This window comes from Thermorhabdus hydrogeniformans, assembly GCF_049310025.1.
Lineage (GTDB): Bacteria > Bacillota > Thermosediminibacteria > Thermosediminibacterales > Tepidanaerobacteraceae > JBJYKD01.
In genome coordinates this window covers 23,112-42,373 of sequence record NZ_JBJYKD010000028.1, presented here as the reverse complement: position 1 = coordinate 42,373, position 19,262 = coordinate 23,112, and the positions used below count along the sequence as shown (strand labels likewise).

General features: G+C 48.4%; 18 protein-coding genes. 15 read left to right on the top strand and 3 right to left on the bottom strand.

Annotation, left to right across the window (positions count from 1 at the left end; translation table 11 throughout):
* Positions 1-103: 103 nt before the first annotated feature.
* The 15 genes from ACKX14_RS12575 (at position 104) to ACKX14_RS12505 (ending at position 16,973) form a co-directional block, all read left to right on the top strand.
* Positions 104-907 (top strand): S-methyl-5'-thioadenosine phosphorylase, encoded by an 804-nt coding sequence (locus ACKX14_RS12575; RefSeq protein WP_422448155.1) that lies wholly within the window; start codon positions 104-106, stop codon positions 905-907.
* Positions 908-1,005: 98 nt separating this feature from the next.
* Positions 1,006-1,428, top strand: a complete 423-nt coding sequence (locus ACKX14_RS12570) for a PPC domain-containing DNA-binding protein (protein ID WP_422448153.1) — start codon at positions 1,006-1,008, stop codon at positions 1,426-1,428.
* A gap of 55 nt (positions 1,429-1,483) precedes the next feature.
* Complete coding sequence (locus ACKX14_RS12565; protein WP_422448151.1) at positions 1,484-2,149, top strand: class II aldolase/adducin family protein; 666 nt, start codon at positions 1,484-1,486, stop codon at positions 2,147-2,149.
* A 65-nt stretch (positions 2,150-2,214) separates the two neighbouring features.
* Complete coding sequence (locus ACKX14_RS12560; protein ID WP_422448149.1) at positions 2,215-3,798, top strand: HEAT repeat domain-containing protein; 1,584 nt, start codon at positions 2,215-2,217, stop codon at positions 3,796-3,798.
* Between the two features lie 28 nt (positions 3,799-3,826).
* Positions 3,827-5,023, top strand: coding sequence for a methionine adenosyltransferase (gene metK / locus ACKX14_RS12555; RefSeq protein ID WP_422448147.1), 1,197 nt, complete (start codon positions 3,827-3,829; stop codon positions 5,021-5,023).
* Positions 5,024-5,111: 88 nt separating this feature from the next.
* Positions 5,112-6,278: a sensor histidine kinase gene (locus ACKX14_RS12550; protein ID WP_422448145.1), complete on the top strand. Its 1,167-nt coding sequence runs from the start codon at positions 5,112-5,114 to the stop codon at positions 6,276-6,278.
* A 2-nt stretch (positions 6,279-6,280) separates the two neighbouring features.
* Positions 6,281-6,922, top strand: coding sequence for a response regulator (locus ACKX14_RS12545; RefSeq protein WP_422448143.1), 642 nt, complete (start codon positions 6,281-6,283; stop codon positions 6,920-6,922).
* 59 nt (positions 6,923-6,981) lie between these two features.
* The gene (locus ACKX14_RS12540; protein WP_422448141.1) at positions 6,982-7,461 is read left to right on the top strand and encodes a glycosyltransferase family 2 protein; all 480 of its coding nucleotides are present in this window, start codon (positions 6,982-6,984) and stop codon (positions 7,459-7,461) included.
* 251 nt (positions 7,462-7,712) lie between these two features.
* Positions 7,713-9,407 (top strand): sensor domain-containing diguanylate cyclase, encoded by a 1,695-nt coding sequence (locus ACKX14_RS12535; RefSeq protein WP_422448139.1) that lies wholly within the window; start codon positions 7,713-7,715, stop codon positions 9,405-9,407.
* Positions 9,408-9,563: 156 nt separating this feature from the next.
* Positions 9,564-11,756: an SF1B family DNA helicase RecD2 gene (recD2, locus tag ACKX14_RS12530; RefSeq protein WP_422448136.1), complete on the top strand. Its 2,193-nt coding sequence runs from the start codon at positions 9,564-9,566 to the stop codon at positions 11,754-11,756.
* Positions 11,757-11,822: 66 nt separating this feature from the next.
* Entirely contained in the window at positions 11,823-12,656 is an 834-nt protein-coding gene (gene larE, locus ACKX14_RS12525) for an ATP-dependent sacrificial sulfur transferase LarE (protein ID WP_422448134.1), read from the top strand.
* Entirely contained in the window at positions 12,644-13,402 is a 759-nt protein-coding gene (gene larB, locus ACKX14_RS12520) for a nickel pincer cofactor biosynthesis protein LarB (protein ID WP_422448132.1), read from the top strand. The genes larE and larB overlap by 13 nt, the downstream gene beginning before the upstream one ends.
* Positions 13,399-14,589, top strand: coding sequence for a nickel pincer cofactor biosynthesis protein LarC (gene larC, locus ACKX14_RS12515; protein WP_422448130.1), 1,191 nt, complete (start codon positions 13,399-13,401; stop codon positions 14,587-14,589). The genes larB and larC overlap by 4 nt, the downstream gene beginning before the upstream one ends.
* A 143-nt stretch (positions 14,590-14,732) precedes the next feature.
* On the top strand, positions 14,733-16,202 hold the full coding sequence (gene gltX / locus ACKX14_RS12510; RefSeq protein WP_422448128.1) for a glutamate--tRNA ligase: 1,470 nt from the start codon (positions 14,733-14,735) through the stop codon (positions 16,200-16,202).
* 198 nt (positions 16,203-16,400) lie between these two features.
* Positions 16,401-16,973 carry an HDIG domain-containing metalloprotein gene (locus ACKX14_RS12505; protein ID WP_422448126.1) on the top strand — a complete coding sequence of 191 codons (573 nt, stop codon included), beginning with the start codon at positions 16,401-16,403 and terminating at the stop codon, positions 16,971-16,973.
* 157 nt (positions 16,974-17,130) lie between these two features.
* On the opposite strand, the gene ACKX14_RS12500 is transcribed toward ACKX14_RS12505, so the two are convergent.
* From ACKX14_RS12500 to ACKX14_RS12490, 3 genes are read right to left on the bottom strand one after another with little or no spacing between them, the layout of a single operon-like run.
* Positions 17,131-17,793: an ABC-2 transporter permease gene (locus ACKX14_RS12500; protein WP_422448124.1), complete on the bottom strand. Its 663-nt coding sequence runs from the start codon at positions 17,791-17,793 to the stop codon at positions 17,131-17,133.
* Positions 17,786-18,655: an ABC transporter ATP-binding protein gene (locus tag ACKX14_RS12495; RefSeq protein WP_422448122.1), complete on the bottom strand. Its 870-nt coding sequence runs from the start codon at positions 18,653-18,655 to the stop codon at positions 17,786-17,788. Before ACKX14_RS12495 ends, ACKX14_RS12500 begins: the two co-directional genes overlap by 8 nt.
* Entirely contained in the window at positions 18,640-19,032 is a 393-nt protein-coding gene (locus ACKX14_RS12490) for a GntR family transcriptional regulator (protein WP_422448120.1), read from the bottom strand. Before ACKX14_RS12490 ends, ACKX14_RS12495 begins: the two co-directional genes overlap by 16 nt.
* Positions 19,033-19,262 lie beyond the last annotated feature (230 nt).

Here is a 19,262-nt window from a genome sequence, read left to right as displayed (position 1 = left end):
TCAAGCTCATGCCCACGCTTTAATGCTGAGTTGGTTCCTTCAATGGCTGCCCTCATGCTGGTATTTTCTCTTTGATCATATATTATTTGGAGGAGGTTTTTTTATGGATGTAAAAGCCGATATCGGTGTCTTTGGGGGTTCGGGTTTTTATTCTTTCCTTGACGATGTAAGGGAAATAACCCTTGATACCCCCTATGGGCATCCCAGCGATAAAATTGCGCTGGCCAGGATAGGGGATAAGACGGTGGCGTTTTTGCCCAGGCACGGAAAAGATCATCGATTTCCACCCCATGTGATCAACTACAGGGCCAATGTGTACGCCATGAAAATGCTCGGGGTTACACGGATACTGGGCCCCTGCGCGTCCGGCAGCCTCCAGCCACATATAAAGCCAGGCGATTTTGTTATATGCGACCAGTTCGTCAACCGCACCTGGGGAAGAAAAGATACTTTTTATGATGGCCCTATCACCACACATATCGGCGGTGCCGAACCCTATTGTCCGGAACTTCGCAAAATCGCCATTGAAGTGGCAAAAGAAAAAAAACTGCCGGTCCACGAGAAAGGCACGGTGGTGGTTGTGCAGGGACCGCGGTTTTCCACAAAGGCCGAAAGCCGGGAATTCTCAAGCCACGGCTGGGAGGTTATAAATATGACCCAGTACCCGGAAGCGGTGCTGGCCAGGGAAATGGAGATATGCTATGCCAATATTACCCTGATTACCGATTACGATGTGGGTCTGGAGGGCCACCCGGAGATAGAGCCCGTCAGCCATGAGATGGTATTGAAGGTCTTCAATGAGAACATAGGCAAATTAAAAGAACTGCTTTATGAAATTATAAAGAGAATACCGCGTGAAAGAAGCTGCAGGTGCGGCGAAGAATTAAAGACCGCCAGGATGGTTTAATTATGCGACCGGCGGCTTCTTTAATTAAAGTATTGACTGGTTTGAGTGGGAAAATATAATAATATAAGTAATGTATAATTGAAGGAAAGGAGAACCTTATGATATTAAAAGAATATACGACCGGCAGGGAGTTTATGGGGAGACTCGATTATGACAGCGACCTTTACAATTCCCTGACGGCTATTGCCAGTGAAATGAATATAGAGACGGGGGTAATTGAGCTTATTGGAGCCTGCAGGAAGGCGAAAGTTGCCATATACGACCAGGAGAAAAAGACCTATAATTGCCTGTCCTTTGAAAAACCCATGGAAATATTAAGCTGCACAGGTAACATATCCAAAAAGGAAGGAAAGACATTCCTCCATTTGCATATAACTCTTGCGGGCGAAGACGGCATGGTTGTTGGAGGGCATGTGCTGGAAGGAACCAGGGTCTTTGCCGGTGAATTTTATATAAGGGAGTTAAAGGGTGCCATTTTAGATAGAAAGTTCGATGAAACAACTGGCCTGGCACTATGGTAGCAATTTAATGTGGTAGCAATAATGTGGTAGCAATTTAATATGGAAGGTGTTTACGATGCTGATAAAGATAAAACAAAAAGTAGTAGAATTTGGAGAAAAGATCGTAAAAGAAGGCCTTGTGGTGGCCACATGGGGGAATTTGAGCGCTCGAGAAGAGGGTGAGGATATTTTTGTTATTACCCCCAGCGGCATGAATTATATTTCGCTCGAACCCGAAGATATAGTCGCGGTGGATTTGAACGGGAACCCGCTGCACCCGGGGCGAAAACCCTCGGTGGAGACGCCGATGCATGCCGCTATTTACAGGGCAAGGCCCGATGTAAAAGCAATAATACATACCCACAGCATTAACGCCAGCGCGTGTGCGGCCGCAAGGATGGAAATCCCTTGCATTATGGAAGATATGGCTTCGGTAGTGGGGGGGCCCGTAAAGGTGGCGGATTATGCTCCTACCGGAACCCGGCAACTGGCGGAAAATGTTGTCCGGGCATTGGAAGACAGGAACGCCGTCTTACTGGCCAACCACGGGGTTGTGACAGTGGGCCGGTGCCTGGAGGAAGCCTTTAAACTCAGCCTGATGGTAGAGAAAACGGCGGAAGTATTTATAAAGTCCATGATTATAGGCCGGCCCTTTTCTTTAAGTCTGGACGAAATAAATTTCTTGAGAGGTTTTTACAGAACCTGTTACGGGCAGGATTCGGAGCAGGCCGCGCGGCATTGACAAAAAATATAATTGTAATATAATAAACGAAGTGAGATTTTGCCCCTGGTAGAAAGGAGCACGACATGCGGCGTAAGACCGGGAAAAAAGCCTCAAAAGTAGACTACCGGCTTTTACATAAAAAGAGAATTATAGATTTTCTGGAGTCATTAAAAGATAAGGACTATACCGTCTGGCAAATGGACGAATTCATGAAAAAGCTGTTCAGCATGGGTGACCAGGTGGTACCCGTGTGCCTGGCCAAGCTCAGAGAGAGTGACGAGGTCCTGGCTCCGGTAGTGTGTTATGCGCTGGAGTTCGCCAACGACTACGATGTGGTGGAACCTTTAATGGACATCCTTGTCATGCCTAACGTATCGGATAAAGTCAAAGCCAGGATACTTACGGTGCTTTCACATTACGGAGTAGACGCGGGTGAATTGCCCCTTGATATCATCATGAATGATTTTGACAAAGTGGCGACCGACTCCCTTGTGGAGATGCTTGAAGATATAAGCAAAGATTATTTTTTAATTCCATATATTCTGGACGACTTTGAAGAATTCCCCCTTGACATGAAACTGGCCTATATAAGGGATATCGGCGAACAGAGGGACGAAAAAGCCGTACCTTTACTCGAGATAATCGCCATGATAGACGACCTCCCCATAGCGCAGGAGGCCGTCAGGGCTTTGGGTAAGATAAAATCGGGGAAAGCGCTTTTTTCGCTTAATAAACTGGCAAATCAACTGACTGATGAAGGCCTGAAGAAGGTCGCTTCAAGAGAGGCACAGAGGCTCAAGTTCAGCGGTATTCAGATGGAAATTTGCGTGCCGCCGGTAAACCTTCAAAAGCCTGTAAAGGTAATAATTTCTTCCATAGACGGTCTCGGCAGCAGGGCACTGTGGATAGCGTGGCGAAACCCATTGAAAAGCAGGAAGCTCTGTTCCATGAACCTGCTGCTGAACGCCGATGTGGGTGTCAAAGACTGCTGGGGTGTGTCGCAGATAAGTATGCGGGAATTTAACGCCTCTGTCAAGGATCTTTCCAAAACTACGATGGTAGCGGAATGCGACATGGAGTACGCCCTCACCCTTATAAAAGACGCGCTATTTTGCAACTACCGGAAAAATACGGATATTCCCTACCAGTTCTTTTTCTGGAAGCATCTTCTGGAACAAAGTTACAACCTCCAGCCCCAGTTTTATAAACCCGTTTTTGAAGACTTTGACCTGGAATTTATTTCCCAAAGTGAGGAGTATCTCAGGAAAACTTTTGACCTGTTTAACTATGGCCCGTTTGACGACTGGTTTGTGGCGGAGCCCAGGGTGTACGATTACGCCGATGAAAATCGTTCTAAAAAGGGTTATGTATTAAAAAAGATGACTTATCGAAAAACGGAAAAACTTTTTGCCGATTTCACCCGCGAACTTATAGAACCCCATGTAGAGATGATAAAGAGGATGCTGGAACTTTCGGCCGATTTTCTGGTAAGAGCCGGTCAGGGCGAACTGGCGAAAGTGGTGCTCGCCGCCCTTCTCAACATGGACTTAAAGCCCCTTTACTATCACCCTTTTATACAGAGAATGGTTATAGAGAGCATCAGGGTAGCCCTCAACAATATGAAAAACGGTTTTGACCTGAGAGTAAATCCCGATGCCTTTCAATGAAAAAGTAATTGAAAAGGGAGGTTTTAAATTGGGAAAGAATTTCCTTTTTACTTCGGAATCGGTGACCGAAGGGCATCCCGACAAGATATGCGACCAGGTTTCGGATGCTATTCTTGATGCCATATTGGAAAAGGACCCTTACGCCAGAGTGGCCTGCGAGACGGCGGTTACTACGGGGCTTGTGGTGGTGATGGGGGAAATCACCACGGAATGTTATGTGGACATACCCAGAATCACGCGGGAAACCATCAGGGAGATCGGATACACACGCGCAAAATTCGGCTTTGACTGTGACACATGTGCGGTGGTCACTTCGATTGACGAACAGTCGCCCGATATAGCCATGGGTGTGAACAATGCCTATGAGGTCCGGGAGGGGGAGGAAGTTCACGACGACCTGGACAGGATAGGAGCCGGCGACCAGGGTATGATGTTCGGCTTCGCGGTGGATGAGACCCCCGAACTGATGCCGCTTCCCATATCTCTGGCTCATAAGCTGGCAAAGAGGCTTGCCGAAGTTCGAAAGTCAAAATTGCTTCCATATCTGAGGCCTGACGGCAAGACCCAGGTAACGGTGCAGTATGAGGATTCGAAGCCCGTTAGAGTGGACAAGATAGTGGTTTCAGCCCAGCACAAGTCGGCGGTGGAGCTTGCCGCCCTCAAGGCCGATATAATAGAACATGTGATAAAGAAGGTAGTACCTGAACATCTGATAGATAAAAACACAAAGTTTTACGTGAATCCCACCGGAAGGTTCGTGGTAGGTGGGCCGCATGGTGACTCGGGTCTGACAGGGCGGAAAATCATAGTGGATACATATGGCGGCTACGCCAGGCACGGAGGGGGAGCGTTTTCGGGCAAAGACCCCACCAAGGTGGACCGCTCGGCATCCTATGCCGCCAGGTACGTGGCCAAAAATATCGTGGCTGCGGGTCTTGCATCCAGGTGCGAGGTGCAGGTGGCTTATGCCATCGGTGTCGCCCGCCCGGTATCCATTATGGTGGATACCTTCGGCACCGGCGTCGTACCCGATGAAAAATTACAGAAGCTGGTTATTGACAACTTTGATCTACGTCCGGGGGCCATAATCCGCGACCTGAATCTTCGGAGGCCCATATTCAGGCAGGTGGCGGCATACGGGCATTTTGGGAGGAGCGATCTGGACCTGCCGTGGGAAAGAACCGATAAAGCAGAGATTCTGAAAAAACAAGCAAGCAGCCTTTAACGGCTGCCTTTTTATTGCATTTTGTTGCAATGGAAGGAAATTTGACGTTTTTTATCGAATATATATATGGCCTTAAAGGAGGGGTGAAGTGTTGAAAAAATCCCGGCTGGATGTCGCTCACCTGAACACCGTTATCAATTCCACCATAGAGGCCGTAGAAAAAGGGCAGAAAGAAATCTTCAATATAGCCGAACACGCCAAACAAGAGTGCGAGCGGCTGGAAAAGGACCTGCTCCAGGTGCAGGAAAAGGTGAAGGAGACCATAGAGAAAGTTGAAGCCCTGGAAAAACTCGAAAAAGCCGCAAGATTTAAACTAATGGCCGTGAGCAGAGATTTTAGAAAGTACAGAGAAGACGATATAAGGGCGGCTTATGAAGAGGCCAAAGACATCCAGATAAAGCTCACCCTGGAAAAAGAACGGGAAAACCAGCTTAAAGAGAAAAGAGACGACCTGGAGAGGGCTTTCAAGAGCATGCAGACGATTCTCAAACAGGCGGAACACCTTACCATGCAGGTGGGTGTGGCTTTGAGTTTCCTCAAGGGGAACCTGGAGAACATCTCGGGTCATCTTTCGGATATAACGCAGAAACAGAACTTTGCCGCCCAGATCATCAAAGCCCAGGAGGAAGAGAGAAGGCGGGTGGCCATGGATATCCACGACGGACCGGCCCAGACCATGGCTAATGCCATCATCCAAGCTGAAATATGTGAAAAGCTGTTTGAAAAAGATCTGGAAAGGGCGAGGACGGAGCTGCAGGAATTAAAGCAGATTGTGCGGGCTTCGTTGAAAGAATTGAGAAAAATAATTTTCAATTTAAGGCCGTCGGCTCTGGACGACCTTGGGCTTGAGGCGGTTACATGCAGGTACTGCACGGAATTTCAAGAAGATACGGGTATAAATGTGGAGTTTAAAATGATGGGGGACAGATTAAGGTTCAGTTCCAGCATAGAGGTTACACTCTTCAGAATAATTCAGGAAGCGCTGACCAATATTAAAAAACATTCCGGGGCACGAAACGCCATGGTGAAACTGGAATTTAGCAACAGTCTGGTGAATCTCGTTGTCGCCGACGACGGCAGGGGTTTTGAGTGGAATTCTATGAGTTCCATGCAGGACGGAGAGGGACATTTCGGTCTAATGAGCATTAAAGAGAGAGTGGAACTTTTGAACGGCTCCGTATGTGTTGACACGGGAACGGGCAGGGGCACGAAAATTTTTGTTACAATACCAATAAAGGATGAAGGGAGAATCTAACAATGGGGAAAATATCGGTAGTGCTGGCGGACGACCACGTCCTTATGCGCAAGGGGCTCAGAAAAATTCTGGAGATGGAAGAAGATATCGAGGTAGTGGGGGAAGCCTCGGACGGCTATGAGGCCATAGATGAGGTAAAGGCCAAAAACCCTGATGTACTGCTGCTGGACATAAATATGCCCCGGTTAAACGGCATTGAGGTTACCAGAAAATTGAAAAGTGAAAAAGTGTCTACAAAAATAATAATTCTGACCATCTATGATGACCGGGAGTATTTACTGGAGCTCATTAAAACGGGCGTTTTGGGTTATATACTGAAAGACATAGAGCCCCAGGGGCTGCTTGAAGCCGTGAGGTCTGTGAGCCGGGGGGAGACATACATACAACCCACCTTGAGCAGAGCCCTGGTCGCCGAGTTCAACAGGATAACTCAACCCATTGCCACGGCGAAGAAGCCCCTTACCCCAAGAGAAAAAGAAGTTCTGGTGTGCATAGCCGAGGGCATGAACAACTATGAGATTTCCAGCAAACTCGGTATCAGCGAAAAGACCGTTAAAAATCACGTGAGCAGCATATTGAGAAAGCTGAACCTCATGGACAGGACCCAGGTGGCTGTTTTCGCCTTAAAAAATAAGCTTGTGTAAGAACGGTTCCGTTTCCCCCTGAATAGAATATTATATATTAAAAAAAGGGGGGGGGCGGAGTGGAAAGGATTATTTCAACCGCAGACATAAGCCTGGCTTTTTTGACACTGCTGGCCGTTTTCGGGATTATATATATATTTCAAATTATTGCATCGGGTTTTTCGGAAAGCAGGCCGGGCAGACATCCGGATGTAATTATCGTGGTAAAAAATGCCCAGGATCATATTGAGGATATTGTAAGAAACTTTTACAGGCATGTTTCGGGCATGAATTCCAGGGAACTGATAATTGTCGACAACGGCTCCCTGGATCAAACCCGGGGGATTTTGGAAAAACTCTCCCTTCAATTTCCCGGATTGAAGGTGATTTTATTGTCCGACAGCCATTTCAGAGGGTGCATCATGGAAGCTCTGAACTTAATAAGCGAACCGGTAGTTGTCATCATTGACGCGACCCGCATGAGTTATAAAGAGGTAAAGAAGCTTACAAATTTCTATTCGTCGAAAAAAGGTGTCGAAATAGGTCTAAATTCCCATTAAAATTAGGACAACCGAGTGATATCAAATTTTTCCATGATAATATATAATTATAATCGTAAAAGCCCTATTTCTTTCTCGACAGTTTTACCCCTTAGTTCTTTTGTATGCCCCCCTTTCTTTCGTGGTGTTGACCCTGTAAAGAGGGTCTCTTTTTTTTCATAAAAAAAGGAAATATACTGATGGTGTAGAAATATTTATTAAATGATGGTAAATTATTATTAATAAAAAGGTGTCGGGGGGGCCTTCCCAAAATGAGGGCACAAAAAAGATTTGCCGGGGTTGTTTTTACTTCAGGTATAGGGATTCTGGCGATGGCGGCAGTTCTGTTCGGTATTGAAATGCGAGAACCCTGGCATAGATTTTTAATATTTTTATCTATTATGGCAGTATCGGAATTTAACGCGATTCCGTTTAATGGATTTTTTTTAACTATGGAATTCGGTTTTGTATATTCATCGATATTTATATTCGGTCCCGTACCCGCAGCCTTTATGAAAGCCTTAAGCACCCTGGCTGTCCAGATCCATCTCCATAGACAGGATGAACCCGATGAAAGGGTTTATTCGGTATTGTTTAATGTCGGGCAATACATGCTGAGCTTTTTCGGCGGTATGGGCATATACTTGGCCGCCCGAAGTGTTTTTAACGGCATGTTATTTTACGAGGGCCTGGCTCAGGCCGCGGGTATAGTGACTTACTTTCTGGCAAACAACGTGCTGGTGGAATATTATTTGTCCTTGAAAAACTCCACCCGTCCCTTTACGAATTTTGCGCAATCTCTGTGGAATGACCTTGCAACTTACGTGGTGGCGCTGCCGGCTGGAATATTGATGATCTTTATTTACCGGCGCGGGGGTTTTTATCCGGCGCTGTTTGTGTTTATCCCCTATATGGGTCTGGTGTATACATACAGGATGTATATGAACATGGTGGTCATCAACCGGGAATTAACGGCCCTTTATGACATGGCGGCTACCATGACTTCCACCCTGGATATCCAGGAGGTCCTGGAGACAGTCCTTACGTCCATCCAGAGCGTAGCACCCTGGGACACCGCCTGTTTGTTTGTCTACCAGCAAAACGCTCTGGTGCCGGCTATTTACGACGGCTTTAACGATCCCGACTTTAAAAATACAAGGATACAGCTGGGAGAAGGCATAACCGGTTGCTGCCTCTTAAAAGGGAAGGGAGAGATTGTAAACAACTGCGACAGGGATCCCAGGTTCAGGCTTTTACCCGGTTATCCGCCGAAAACCAAATCAATGATGGTGGTTCCGCTAATAACAGGGAATGAATTGATAGGCGCCATTACCCTCACCAGCAATAAGAATTACATCTATACAAAAAAGCATCTTACCCTTACAAGTATTCTGGCAAGCCAGGCGGCGGTGGCCATTTCCAATGCGAAGCTCTTTGATAGAACGGCCCAGCTGGCGATTACGGACGGGCTGACAAAACTTTACAATTACCGCTATATATATGAAGAACTGGAGAGACAGGCAAACAGGGTAAAATGTACCGGCGGAGTTTTCAGCCTTATAATAATAGACATAGATTATTTTAAATCCTATAATGACATGTACGGCCACCTGGTGGGAGACGAGATACTCTCAAACCTGGCAGAAGTGCTGAAAAACAACGTCAGGAGCCAGGACGTGGTGGGAAGATACGGCGGGGAGGAATTCGCCATAATCCTGCCAAACACGTCTTCCGCGGAAGCGGCCGGCATAGCCGAGAGAATCCGGGCCGTTGTCGAGAAAACGGAAATGGCCAGGTCCGTATCCGGCAAGAAAATCTTTATTACCATCAGTGCCGGTGTCGCCTCTTACCCTGAGGACGCCCTGTCGGTGGACGACCTGGTGAGCAAAGCCGATAAGGCCCTGCTCTTTGGCGCAAAACAGGAAGGCAGGAACAAGGTTATCACCTTCAAACGATATATGTCGTAAAAGGCTTTATATCTTCTTTCATCCCAGGCCGTCGCCGGGCGTTATTTTTTTTAAGCATCTCCCTGAGGCCGAACCATGGAAGCGGCGATACCTGTTGCATGTGGTGTTAAAAAATGATATAAAAAGAATATGAAAAAAACCGTTGAGGTGTGCCGAATGGTCGAACTTGAAGGCACCGTGGAGAAAATTTCGTATCACAACGAAGAAAACTGCTTTACGGTGGTTAAACTATCGGTAAAGGATAATAACGATACCATAACGGCTGTGGGGTATTTCCCTTCACTGGAGGTGGGGGAGGTCCTCAGGCTGAAGGGCAGATGGGTTATGCATAAAGACTACGGTTACCAGTTAAAAGTGGAGTTTTACCAAACCCTGATGCCGGCCACCGTAAAGGAAATTGAAAACTACCTGGCTTCCGGTGTAATCCGGGGGATAGGTCCCACCACCGCGAGAAAGATCGTGGAAAAATTCGGGGCAAAATCCCTGGAGGTCCTCGGTTCTTCGCCGCAGGAGCTCCTGGTGATAGACGGCATTGGCCAGAAAAAGCTCGAGATGATAATGGAGTCTTACGAACAGCAAAAAGAAACCCGGGAGATAATGCTTTTTCTGCAGCAATACGGTATTGGTCCGGGGATTGCGGTCAGGGTGTATAAAAACTACGGCGAAAAGTCCATTGAGGTGCTCAAGCAAAACCCTTACCGCCTGGCCGATGAAGTATACGGCATTGGGTTTAAAACCGCCGACAGGATTGCCCGCATGATGGGCATGGAGGCCGATTCTCTGGAAAGGCTTTCGGCCGGATTAAAATATGTGCTTTACAGTGCGGCGGACGAAGGCCACGTATTCCTGCCGCAGGAGGAACTTATACATAAAGCTTCGGAACTGCTGGAAGTAAATGAAGAACTGATAAACCAGGCTCTCATGGCTTTAAGGGAAAAAGAGGACGTGGTCATAGAAAACACCTGGGGAAGGAACGATGTTTACCTTTCAGCCTTTTACTTTTCGGAAAAATCCGTGGCCCGGCGCCTTTTTTTGCTGTCGACCATGGCGGGAAATCCTCTAAAAATCACCGGAGAGGATATTCGCCTCATAGAAAAGAAATGCGGCATCAGCCTTGCCAGAAGGCAGAGGGAAGCGCTGGAAAAGGTCGCGTCCTGCGGAGTGCTGGTCGTAACAGGGGGACCGGGCACGGGGAAGACCACCACCATAAAGAGCCTCATAGAATTTTTCAGGGCGCGTGGGTTGAAAGTAGCCCTGGCCGCTCCCACGGGCCGGGCGGCCAAAAGGATGTCCGAGGCCACGGGAGAAGAGGCCAAGACCATACACCGCCTGCTGGAATATAAGGCTTACGAAGAAGGCGGCATGGATTTCGGGAAAAACCAGGAGGATCCTCTGGAGGAAGACGTGGTTATAGTCGATGAGACATCGATGGTGGATATAATACTTATGTACCACCTGCTTGCCGCGCTCAAACCCGGCGCCAGGCTAATACTGGTGGGGGACAAGGATCAGCTGCCGTCGGTGGGGCCCGGCAGCGTCCTGAGGGAGATAATCGCCAGCGGCAGGATTCCCGTGGTGGTGCTGGACGAAATCTTCCGCCAGGCCAAAGAAAGCATGATAGTAGTCAACGCCCACAGGATAAACCGGGGGCTTTTCCCCTATTTAAACATAAAGGATAAAGACTTTTTCTTTGAACAGGTGCAGGCACCGGAAGACTTATTGAATACAATTCTCCAACTCGTTAAAACCAGGCTGCCGGCCTATGGAGGATTTGATCCGATGGAGGACATACAGGTTATTACCCCCATGAAAAAGGGGATTGCAGGAGTTTTAAATTTAAATCAGAAACTCCAGGAGTTGTTAAATCCCCCCGCCCCCGGCAAAAGGGAGTGGCGCTACCGGATGCTCACATTCCGGGAGGGGGACAGGGTTATGCAGGTAAAAAACAACTACGACAAGGAAATCTTCAACGGCGACCTGGGCAGGATAGTTAAAATCGACGAGGATGGCGTAGTTGTGGTGTCTTTTGCCGCCCCCGGCCAGGACAGGGAAGTGGTTTACCAGGCCCAGGACCTGGAAGAACTTACCCTTGCCTACGCCCTTTCGGTCCACAAGAGCCAGGGGAGCGAGTTCCCCGTGGTGGTGATGCCGATAACCACCCAGCACTATGTTATGCTCCAGAGAAACCTTCTTTACACTGCCATCACCAGAGCCAAAAAGCTGATAGTGCTGGTGGGTACAAAACAGGCCCTGAGCATCGCCATCCGAAACAACAGGGCCCTTTTGCGGTACAGCCGCCTGGCCGACAGGATTGTAGAAGAGTTTGGCGAGGGGAACCTGAGAATTTAATTGGGGGCGAATTGCACATAGCCGCATCATTATATATAAATAAATTTAAATGCGAGGGGTCTTCATATGCTTGAACAAAAACTGAGTAATCTAAAGCAAATCATAGCACAGTATTCCAGCGCCCTGGTGGCCTTTTCAGGCGGAGTGGACAGCACCTTCCTGCTAAAAGTATGCCTTGGTGTGCTGGGAAAAGACAGGGTTCTTGCGGTGACGGCAAAATCCGCCACATACCCTGAAAGAGAATTAAACGAGGCAATTAAGCTGGCTGAGATGCTGGACGCCCGCCACAGGGTGATTGAGTCGGAAGAACTGAATATCCCCGGTTTTTCCGACAACCCCCCTGAAAGGTGCTACTACTGCAAGCGGGAGCTGTTCGGAAAACTGAAAAAAATTGCCGAAAAAGAAGGGCTGAATTTTGTGCTGGACGGTTCCAACTTTGACGACACATCCGATTTCAGGCCGGGAATGAAGGCCGTTAAAGAGCTTGGGGTGAAAAGCCCTTTGAAGGAAGCGGGGCTTACAAAAGACGACATCCGGGCCCTGTCAAGGGAAATGGGCCTCCCCACTTGGGATAAACCCTCCTTCGCATGCCTTTCGTCGAGATTTCCATACGGCGAAAAAATTACGAGAGAAAAACTGGAAAGGGTTGGCCGTGCGGAAGAAGTGCTGAGGGATTCAGGCTTTTCCCAGTACAGGGTGAGGAGCCATGGAGATATGGCGCGAATTGAAGTAAAACCCGAAGAGATGGGCAAATTTTTTGATAGGACTTTTCGCGAAGAGGTGGCGACGAAATTAAAATCAATGGGGTTCACCTATGTGACGCTGGATCTGTTGGGTTACAGGACGGGAAGCCTGAATGAAGGGCTAAAAGAAGGGGAGAAGGCGCTTTGGAAAAACTGAAGGAAATTCTGCAAAACATAAAGCTGGGTAAACTCGATGTGGAAGAAGCTATGGCACAACTCAAAAACCTGCCTTACGAGGACCTGGGCTTTGCCAGGATAGATCACCACCGCAGCCTGAGGCGGGGTGTGCCCGAGGTTATTTTTTGTGAGGGCAAAACGTCTTCCCAGGTGGTGGAAATAACCCGGCGCATGCTAAAATCCGGCACCAATGTCCTGGGCACCCGGGCGGACAGGAAAACTTTCCGGGAGGTCCAGCAAATTGCACCGGATGCAAAATATCATGAAGATGCGAGGATCTTCGTCATAGAAAGGGAAAGGGTGCCATTAAACAAAGGGATAATTGCGGTGGTGACGGCTGGAACCTCCGATATCCCCGTAGCCGAAGAGGCGGCGGTTACCGCAGAGGTGCTGGGCAACAGGGTGGAGAGGCTTTACGACGTGGGAGTGGCGGGGATTCACCGGCTGCTCATGAACATGGAAGTTCTCCGTAAAGCCCAGGTCATTATAGTTGCGGCCGGCATGGAAGGAGCCCTGGCCAGCGTGGTGGCCGGCCTTGTTGACAAACCCGTGGTGGCGGTGCCCACCAGCGTGGGTTACGGCGCCAATTTTCACGGGCTTTCGGCGCTTTTAACAATGCTCAACAGTTGTGCCGGAGGCATATCGGTGGTCAACATAGATAACGGCTTTGGGGCGGGGTTTGTAGCCCATCAAATAAACAGGCTGGGAGGAACGGAAGAACAATGAAAGTGCTTTATTTGGACTGTTTTTCCGGCATAAGCGGGGACATGTTTCTCGGCGCCATGCTGGATCTGGGGCTTAATGAAAAAACATTTCTGGAAGAATTGAAGAAGCTGCCCCTCACGGATTACGAGGTGGAAATTAAAAAATCATCGAAAGGAGGCATAACGGGCACCGCCGTCCACGTCAAGACCCACGAGCACCACCCCCACCGGGGGCTCAAGGATATATACGATATTATCGACAACAGTTCGTTAAATCCGGAAATAAAGCAAAAGAGCAAGGAAGCCTTTCTGAAACTTGCCCGGGCCGAAGGCAAAATCCACGGCAGGCCGCCGGAGGAGATCCATTTTCACGAGGTGGGAGCCGTGGATTCTATTGTGGACATCGTGGGTGCGTGTATTTTAACGGACATGCTGAGCCCGGACAGAATTTACGCCTCGCCTGTAAACGTCGGCTCCGGCACAGTGGAATGCGCCCATGGCGTTCTGCCCGTGCCAGCCCCGGCCGCGATGGAACTTCTCAAGGGGATTCCGGTATATTCCCGCGGAGAAGAGGGTGAATTGACCACGCCCACCGGTGCCCTTTTGCTTTCGATTTTTGTGGATGAGTTTGGAGCCATGCCGTCCGGCGTCCCTGAAAGCGCAGGATACGGCCTGGGGAAGGCAGACAGAAGAACTCCCAATGTTCTGAGGGCGGTAGTGCTCAAGGAGCAAAAAAAAAATGAAGACCCAAAAGAAGGGGAATTCGACGGGGACAGCGTGGCTGTGCTGGAGGCGAATATAGACGATATGAACCCTCAGTTTTACGAGGGCGTTATGGAAAGCCTTTTTGAAAAGGGTGCCCTTGACGTCTTCCTCACACCGGTGATAATGAAAAAGAGCCGCCCGGCGATAAAGCTTACGTGCATCTGCCGCCCTGAAAGGAAGCGGGAACTTTCAGCCGTTATCCTGGAGGAGACCACCACCATCGGGGTGCGGGAGTGCGAGATGAACCGGATGAAACTTTTCAGGGAGATAAAATCCGTGCCGACGCCGCTGGGGGAAATAAGGGCAAAGGTGTCAAAGAAGGGCGGGAGGGTGGTCAGGGTCACTCCGGAGTACGACGATTTGAAGGCCCTGGCCAGGAGGCACGATCTTTCGCTGAACAGGGTATCTGAGATGGTCGGTAAATATCTAAACACCGAGCAGTAAACCGCCGCCTTTTCTGAAAAAATGTCAAACACGCTCATAGCGGCTGCAATCAAACCTTCGCATGATTTCTTGTAAAAGCTCTCCGGCAATGCTATACTTTATTTGGTCGAAAAATTTTATTTATTCGATTGGAGTGTTACTGGATGTCAGATAAAGTCAGAGTCAGATTTGCGCCAAGCCCCACCGGAAGCCTGCATATAGGGGGCGCCAGGACGGCCCTTTTCAATCTGCTTTTTGCCAGGCACAACAACGGGGCTTTCATACTCAGAATTGAGGATACGGATACGGAGCGGTCCACCGAAGAGTCGGCAAACCAGATTGTAAGGTCCTTGAAATGGCTGGGTCTTGACTGGGATGAAGGCCCCGAAAAAGGCGGCGGCTGCGGCCCTTATTTCCAGTCACAGCGCCTGGATCTCTATAGGAGAGAAGCTCAGAGGCTCCTGGACGAGGGCAAGGCCTATTACTGCTACTGCACCCCGGAGGAACTGGCCGAAAGGCGTGAAGCCGCATTGAAGGCCGGTAGGGCGCCGAGATACGAAGGCTGCTGCCGGAACCTCACTCCCGAAGATAGGGCTAAATTCGAGGCGGAAGGCAGGAAGCCCACCATCAGAATAAAAGTGCCGGAAGAGGGGCAGACGGTGGTGGAAGACATAATCCGGGGGAGGGTGGTTTTTGAAAACTCGGTGCTGGACGATTTCATCATATTCAAGTCCAACGGCATACCCACCTACAACTTTGCCTGCGTGGTGGACGACCATGCCATGGGCATAACGCACATCATAAGGGCGGAGGAACATCTTTCCAATACGCCCAAGCAAATACAGGTGTATAAGGCCCTGGGGTATGAAATCCCCCAATTTGCTCATGTCCCCATGATACTGGCCCCCGATCGCAGCAAGCTGAGCAAGCGCCACGGGGCCACGTCGGTGGAGGAATTCAGGGATCAGGGATATCTCGCCGAGGCCATCGTAAACTACCTGACTTTGCTCGGGTGGTCTCCGGAGGGCAATGAGGAAATCTTCGACCTGGAAAAAGCCGTGAAGGAATTTTCTTTAGAAAGAGTCAACAAAACCGCAGCCGTATACGACGTAAAAAAACTCACCTGGATCAACGGCCATTATTTGAGGGAACTGGACCTTGATTATATAACAAATCAGGTAATTCCCTTCATGATAAAAAAAGGTATCATCACCGAAGAAGAATCTAATAAAAAATATGAATACATCAAGCAGACGGTGGCCATTTCCAGAGACAGGTCCAAAACACTGGATGAACTGGCCGATTCCATAGCCTTCTTCTTCAAAGATGTGACTGAATACGAGGAAAAAGGCGTAAAAAAGCATTTTTGTAAAGAAAATGCCGCCGAACTCCTGATTAAAGGAGCCGAAGCACTGGAAAGACTGGACGAGTTCACCCACGAGTCTACCGAACATGCCTTCAGGAGCCTTACCGAAAGCATGGGGCTTAAAGCCGCGGAGCTCATCCACCCCACGCGCCTTGCCATCACCGGCAGGACTGTGGGTCCCGGGCTCTTCGAGATAATAGTGCTCCTGGGGAAAGGGGAAACCGTAAAACGCATGAAAAAGGCGGCGGAGTGGATAAGAAAGCACTAATTTCGCCTGCGGTGCTTCCCGTTTCGCACCTCGATGAAGCCCCGGGCCTTAATTTATTCCCAATATAGCTGCCGTCCGCAAGGTTCGGATTTAGGAGCGGCCCCCGCCTTATTTCATGGTTCCGCCGTGCGCCGCGTGCCGCCCTGATCGGCTTTTATGGAAGCATACATTATTAAGCTGGAGGAGAGATGTCGGGACATGGTAAAATTTCCTGCGCGGGAAGAAGCTTTTGCGCTTTTAAAAAAGTACAACCAGAATGAAAGCCTCATCAAACATGCGCTGGCCGTGGAAGCCGTGATGCGCCACTTCGCTGAGCTGTTTGGGGAAGATGTGGAAAAATGGGGTATTATTGGCCTGGTGCACGACCTGGATTACGAAAAGTACCCCGACCAGCACTGCAAGAAAGTGAGGGATATACTCACCGAAGAAGGATGGCCTGAAGAATACATAAGGGCCGTCCAGAGCCACGGCTGGAAAATCTGCGTTGATATAGAGCCCCTTGAAAGGATGGAAAAGGTACTTTATACCATCGATGAACTGACTGGCCTTATTACCGCTACCGCCCTGCTTCGGCCCGACAGGAGCATCATGAGCACCACGGTGAAGTCCGTAAAAAAGAAATGGAAGCAGAAAAACTTTGCCGCCGGCGTCAACCGGGAGGTCATTGAAGAAGGCGCCAGGATGCTAGGTATGGATCTGGACTGGATCATCGAGGAGACCATTAAAGGTATGCAGAAGGTGGCCGGTGAAATAGGCCTGAAAGGTGAATAATTTGAATTAAAAAGCAGGTTGAAGCGTGTTAAACCCCGGCTGTTCATCAGCCGGGGGAATATGCAGGTGCGTTCTGCTCTGAAAGCGGCGCCCGCCGCCGGTTCCGCCCGTACATGGGACTGTCTGTGCAGTGCGTGTATTTATATTTGCAGGGCCTTCAGAACTCCCTGCTTTCATATATTTTTATGGAAATCGCCAGGGAGATCATTATAATGATCAAGGTAAAGCCTGATGCTGCCAAACCTATTGAGTTCCAATTGGAATGCTGTGTTAAATTCTTAAAGTAGTTGATTGTATCCAGACCGGAATGCCTTTTTATATAATCCGCCAGAAAACCGGGAGCAAAGAACAATCCAAAAAATATGGCCATATCAAAATACCTTGCATTGATTCCGAACTTATAAGCCAGCGGTGCATGAAAGGAGGCCAGGATGCCGGATATAGAAAACGCCGCCAGGAAATCCACCGGTTTTATAAAGTAAAAGCCGGAAAATCCCGGGACTGTTTTAAGGATAATGCCCGCCACTGCCATTGTTAATATGCCGGAAAGTATCGCGGCGATATAAAACAGGTACCTTGCCATCACCACCTGTCTCCTTGTTACCGGCAGGCTGTTTATTATTAAATCGCTCTTGTTCTTTTCATCCAGGTTGACGGTATACATGAGGTAAATATAACTTATGGCTACAGAGCCCATGATATATACGAAATCTTTGAAGACATCCCCCCGAAAGACTATGAAGAAAAACACACTGTATATGATGGATATCAGGGGTGTTTTTTTCTGTACAAGAAAATCCTTTAATACCAGGTTAAGCATTATTATTCCCCCTTACCGTGTATAACATGATATCATCCAGAGTGGGCCTTTCAAAAACCACATTGCTTCCCAGGACCCTTTTGGCTTTTTTCACATCCCTGATCAGAGCCTCAAAACCAAACTCGTTCTCTCTTATTCCGATAAACTCCTTCCTGATATCGGCGTTCAGCAGTTCTCTACCGCCCTTTACTATACCGTAACTTTCCATTACGGCGTCTTTGGTGTCGCTGAACACAACTTCTCCTTTGTTAATAAAAGTAATGTAATCGGCTATCTTTTCCAGATCTTTGGTGATGTGGGTGGAGAAGAGCACCCCCATGTTTTCGTCCTGCATGAGGTCGGAGAGGATTTCGAGTATTTCCGCCCTGAATACCGGGTCCAGGCCTGATGTGGGTTCATCCATTAGTATGAGCTCGGCGTGGTGCGACAGGGCCATGGCAATGGAAAACTTCATTTTCATCCCCTTTGAGAGGTCCTTAATCTTTTTCCGGGGAGGGAGTTCAAATCTCTTTAAATATTTTTGAAAGACAGCTTCATCCCAGTTTGTGTAAAACCTTGCGATGATATATTTCATCTCCTGTACAGTCAGGTCGTCATAATAGTGGTTTTCATCATATACGAAGCCTATCCTCTGTTTTATCTCCCTTTCGTTCCTGATACTGTCGAGCCCCTCAAAAAAGATCACCTTTCCGCCGTCCTTTTTTATCAAATTCATTATCAGCTTAATGGTGGTGGTCTTGCCGGATCCGTTAGGGCCGATGAACCCCATGATATAGCCCCGCTCAAGGCTGAAGCTGATATCCTTCAATGCAAAGTCTTTAAATTTTTTCTTCAGGTTTTCAACCTTCAGTATAGTGTACATTTTTCACCCTCCCTATAAATAAGTTCCAGCATTTCCTGAAGCTCTGCAAGGCTTAAACCCAATAGCCGCGCGTCTTCCACTGCTTTCTCCAGTTTTTCCTCCAGCATCTTGAGCCGCTTTTCCCGCAGGAGTTCTTTGTTCTCACCCGATACGAAGCTTCCCTTCCCCCCGACGGTTTCTATGAGGCCTTCTTTCTCCAGCTCCTCATAGGCCCTTTTGGTGGTGATGACACTGATCTGGAGTTCTCTGGCAAGACTCCTGATGGAAGGGAGCATATCTCCTGCCGACAGCTCTCCTGTCAGTATCTGATTTTTGATCTGCCTGGCTATCTGTTCATATATGGGTTCTTTGGATGCATAGGAGATGATGATCTGCATAGGCACCTCCTTCTGTATATAAAGTATTAACCGTATATAAACAGTATATACAGTTTATGGTTTGATGTCAACAGTTTTACTTTATAAATTCTTTATAAATGCGGGTTAGTTTAATTTATGGAAATAAAAATTACTTTCCATACCGGAGCAAAGAATAAAGTCGTTTAAGTGCGGGCCCATCCGGCTTACCGCTCCACTGAAATAACGATACAGAAAAGGTAATAAAGGCT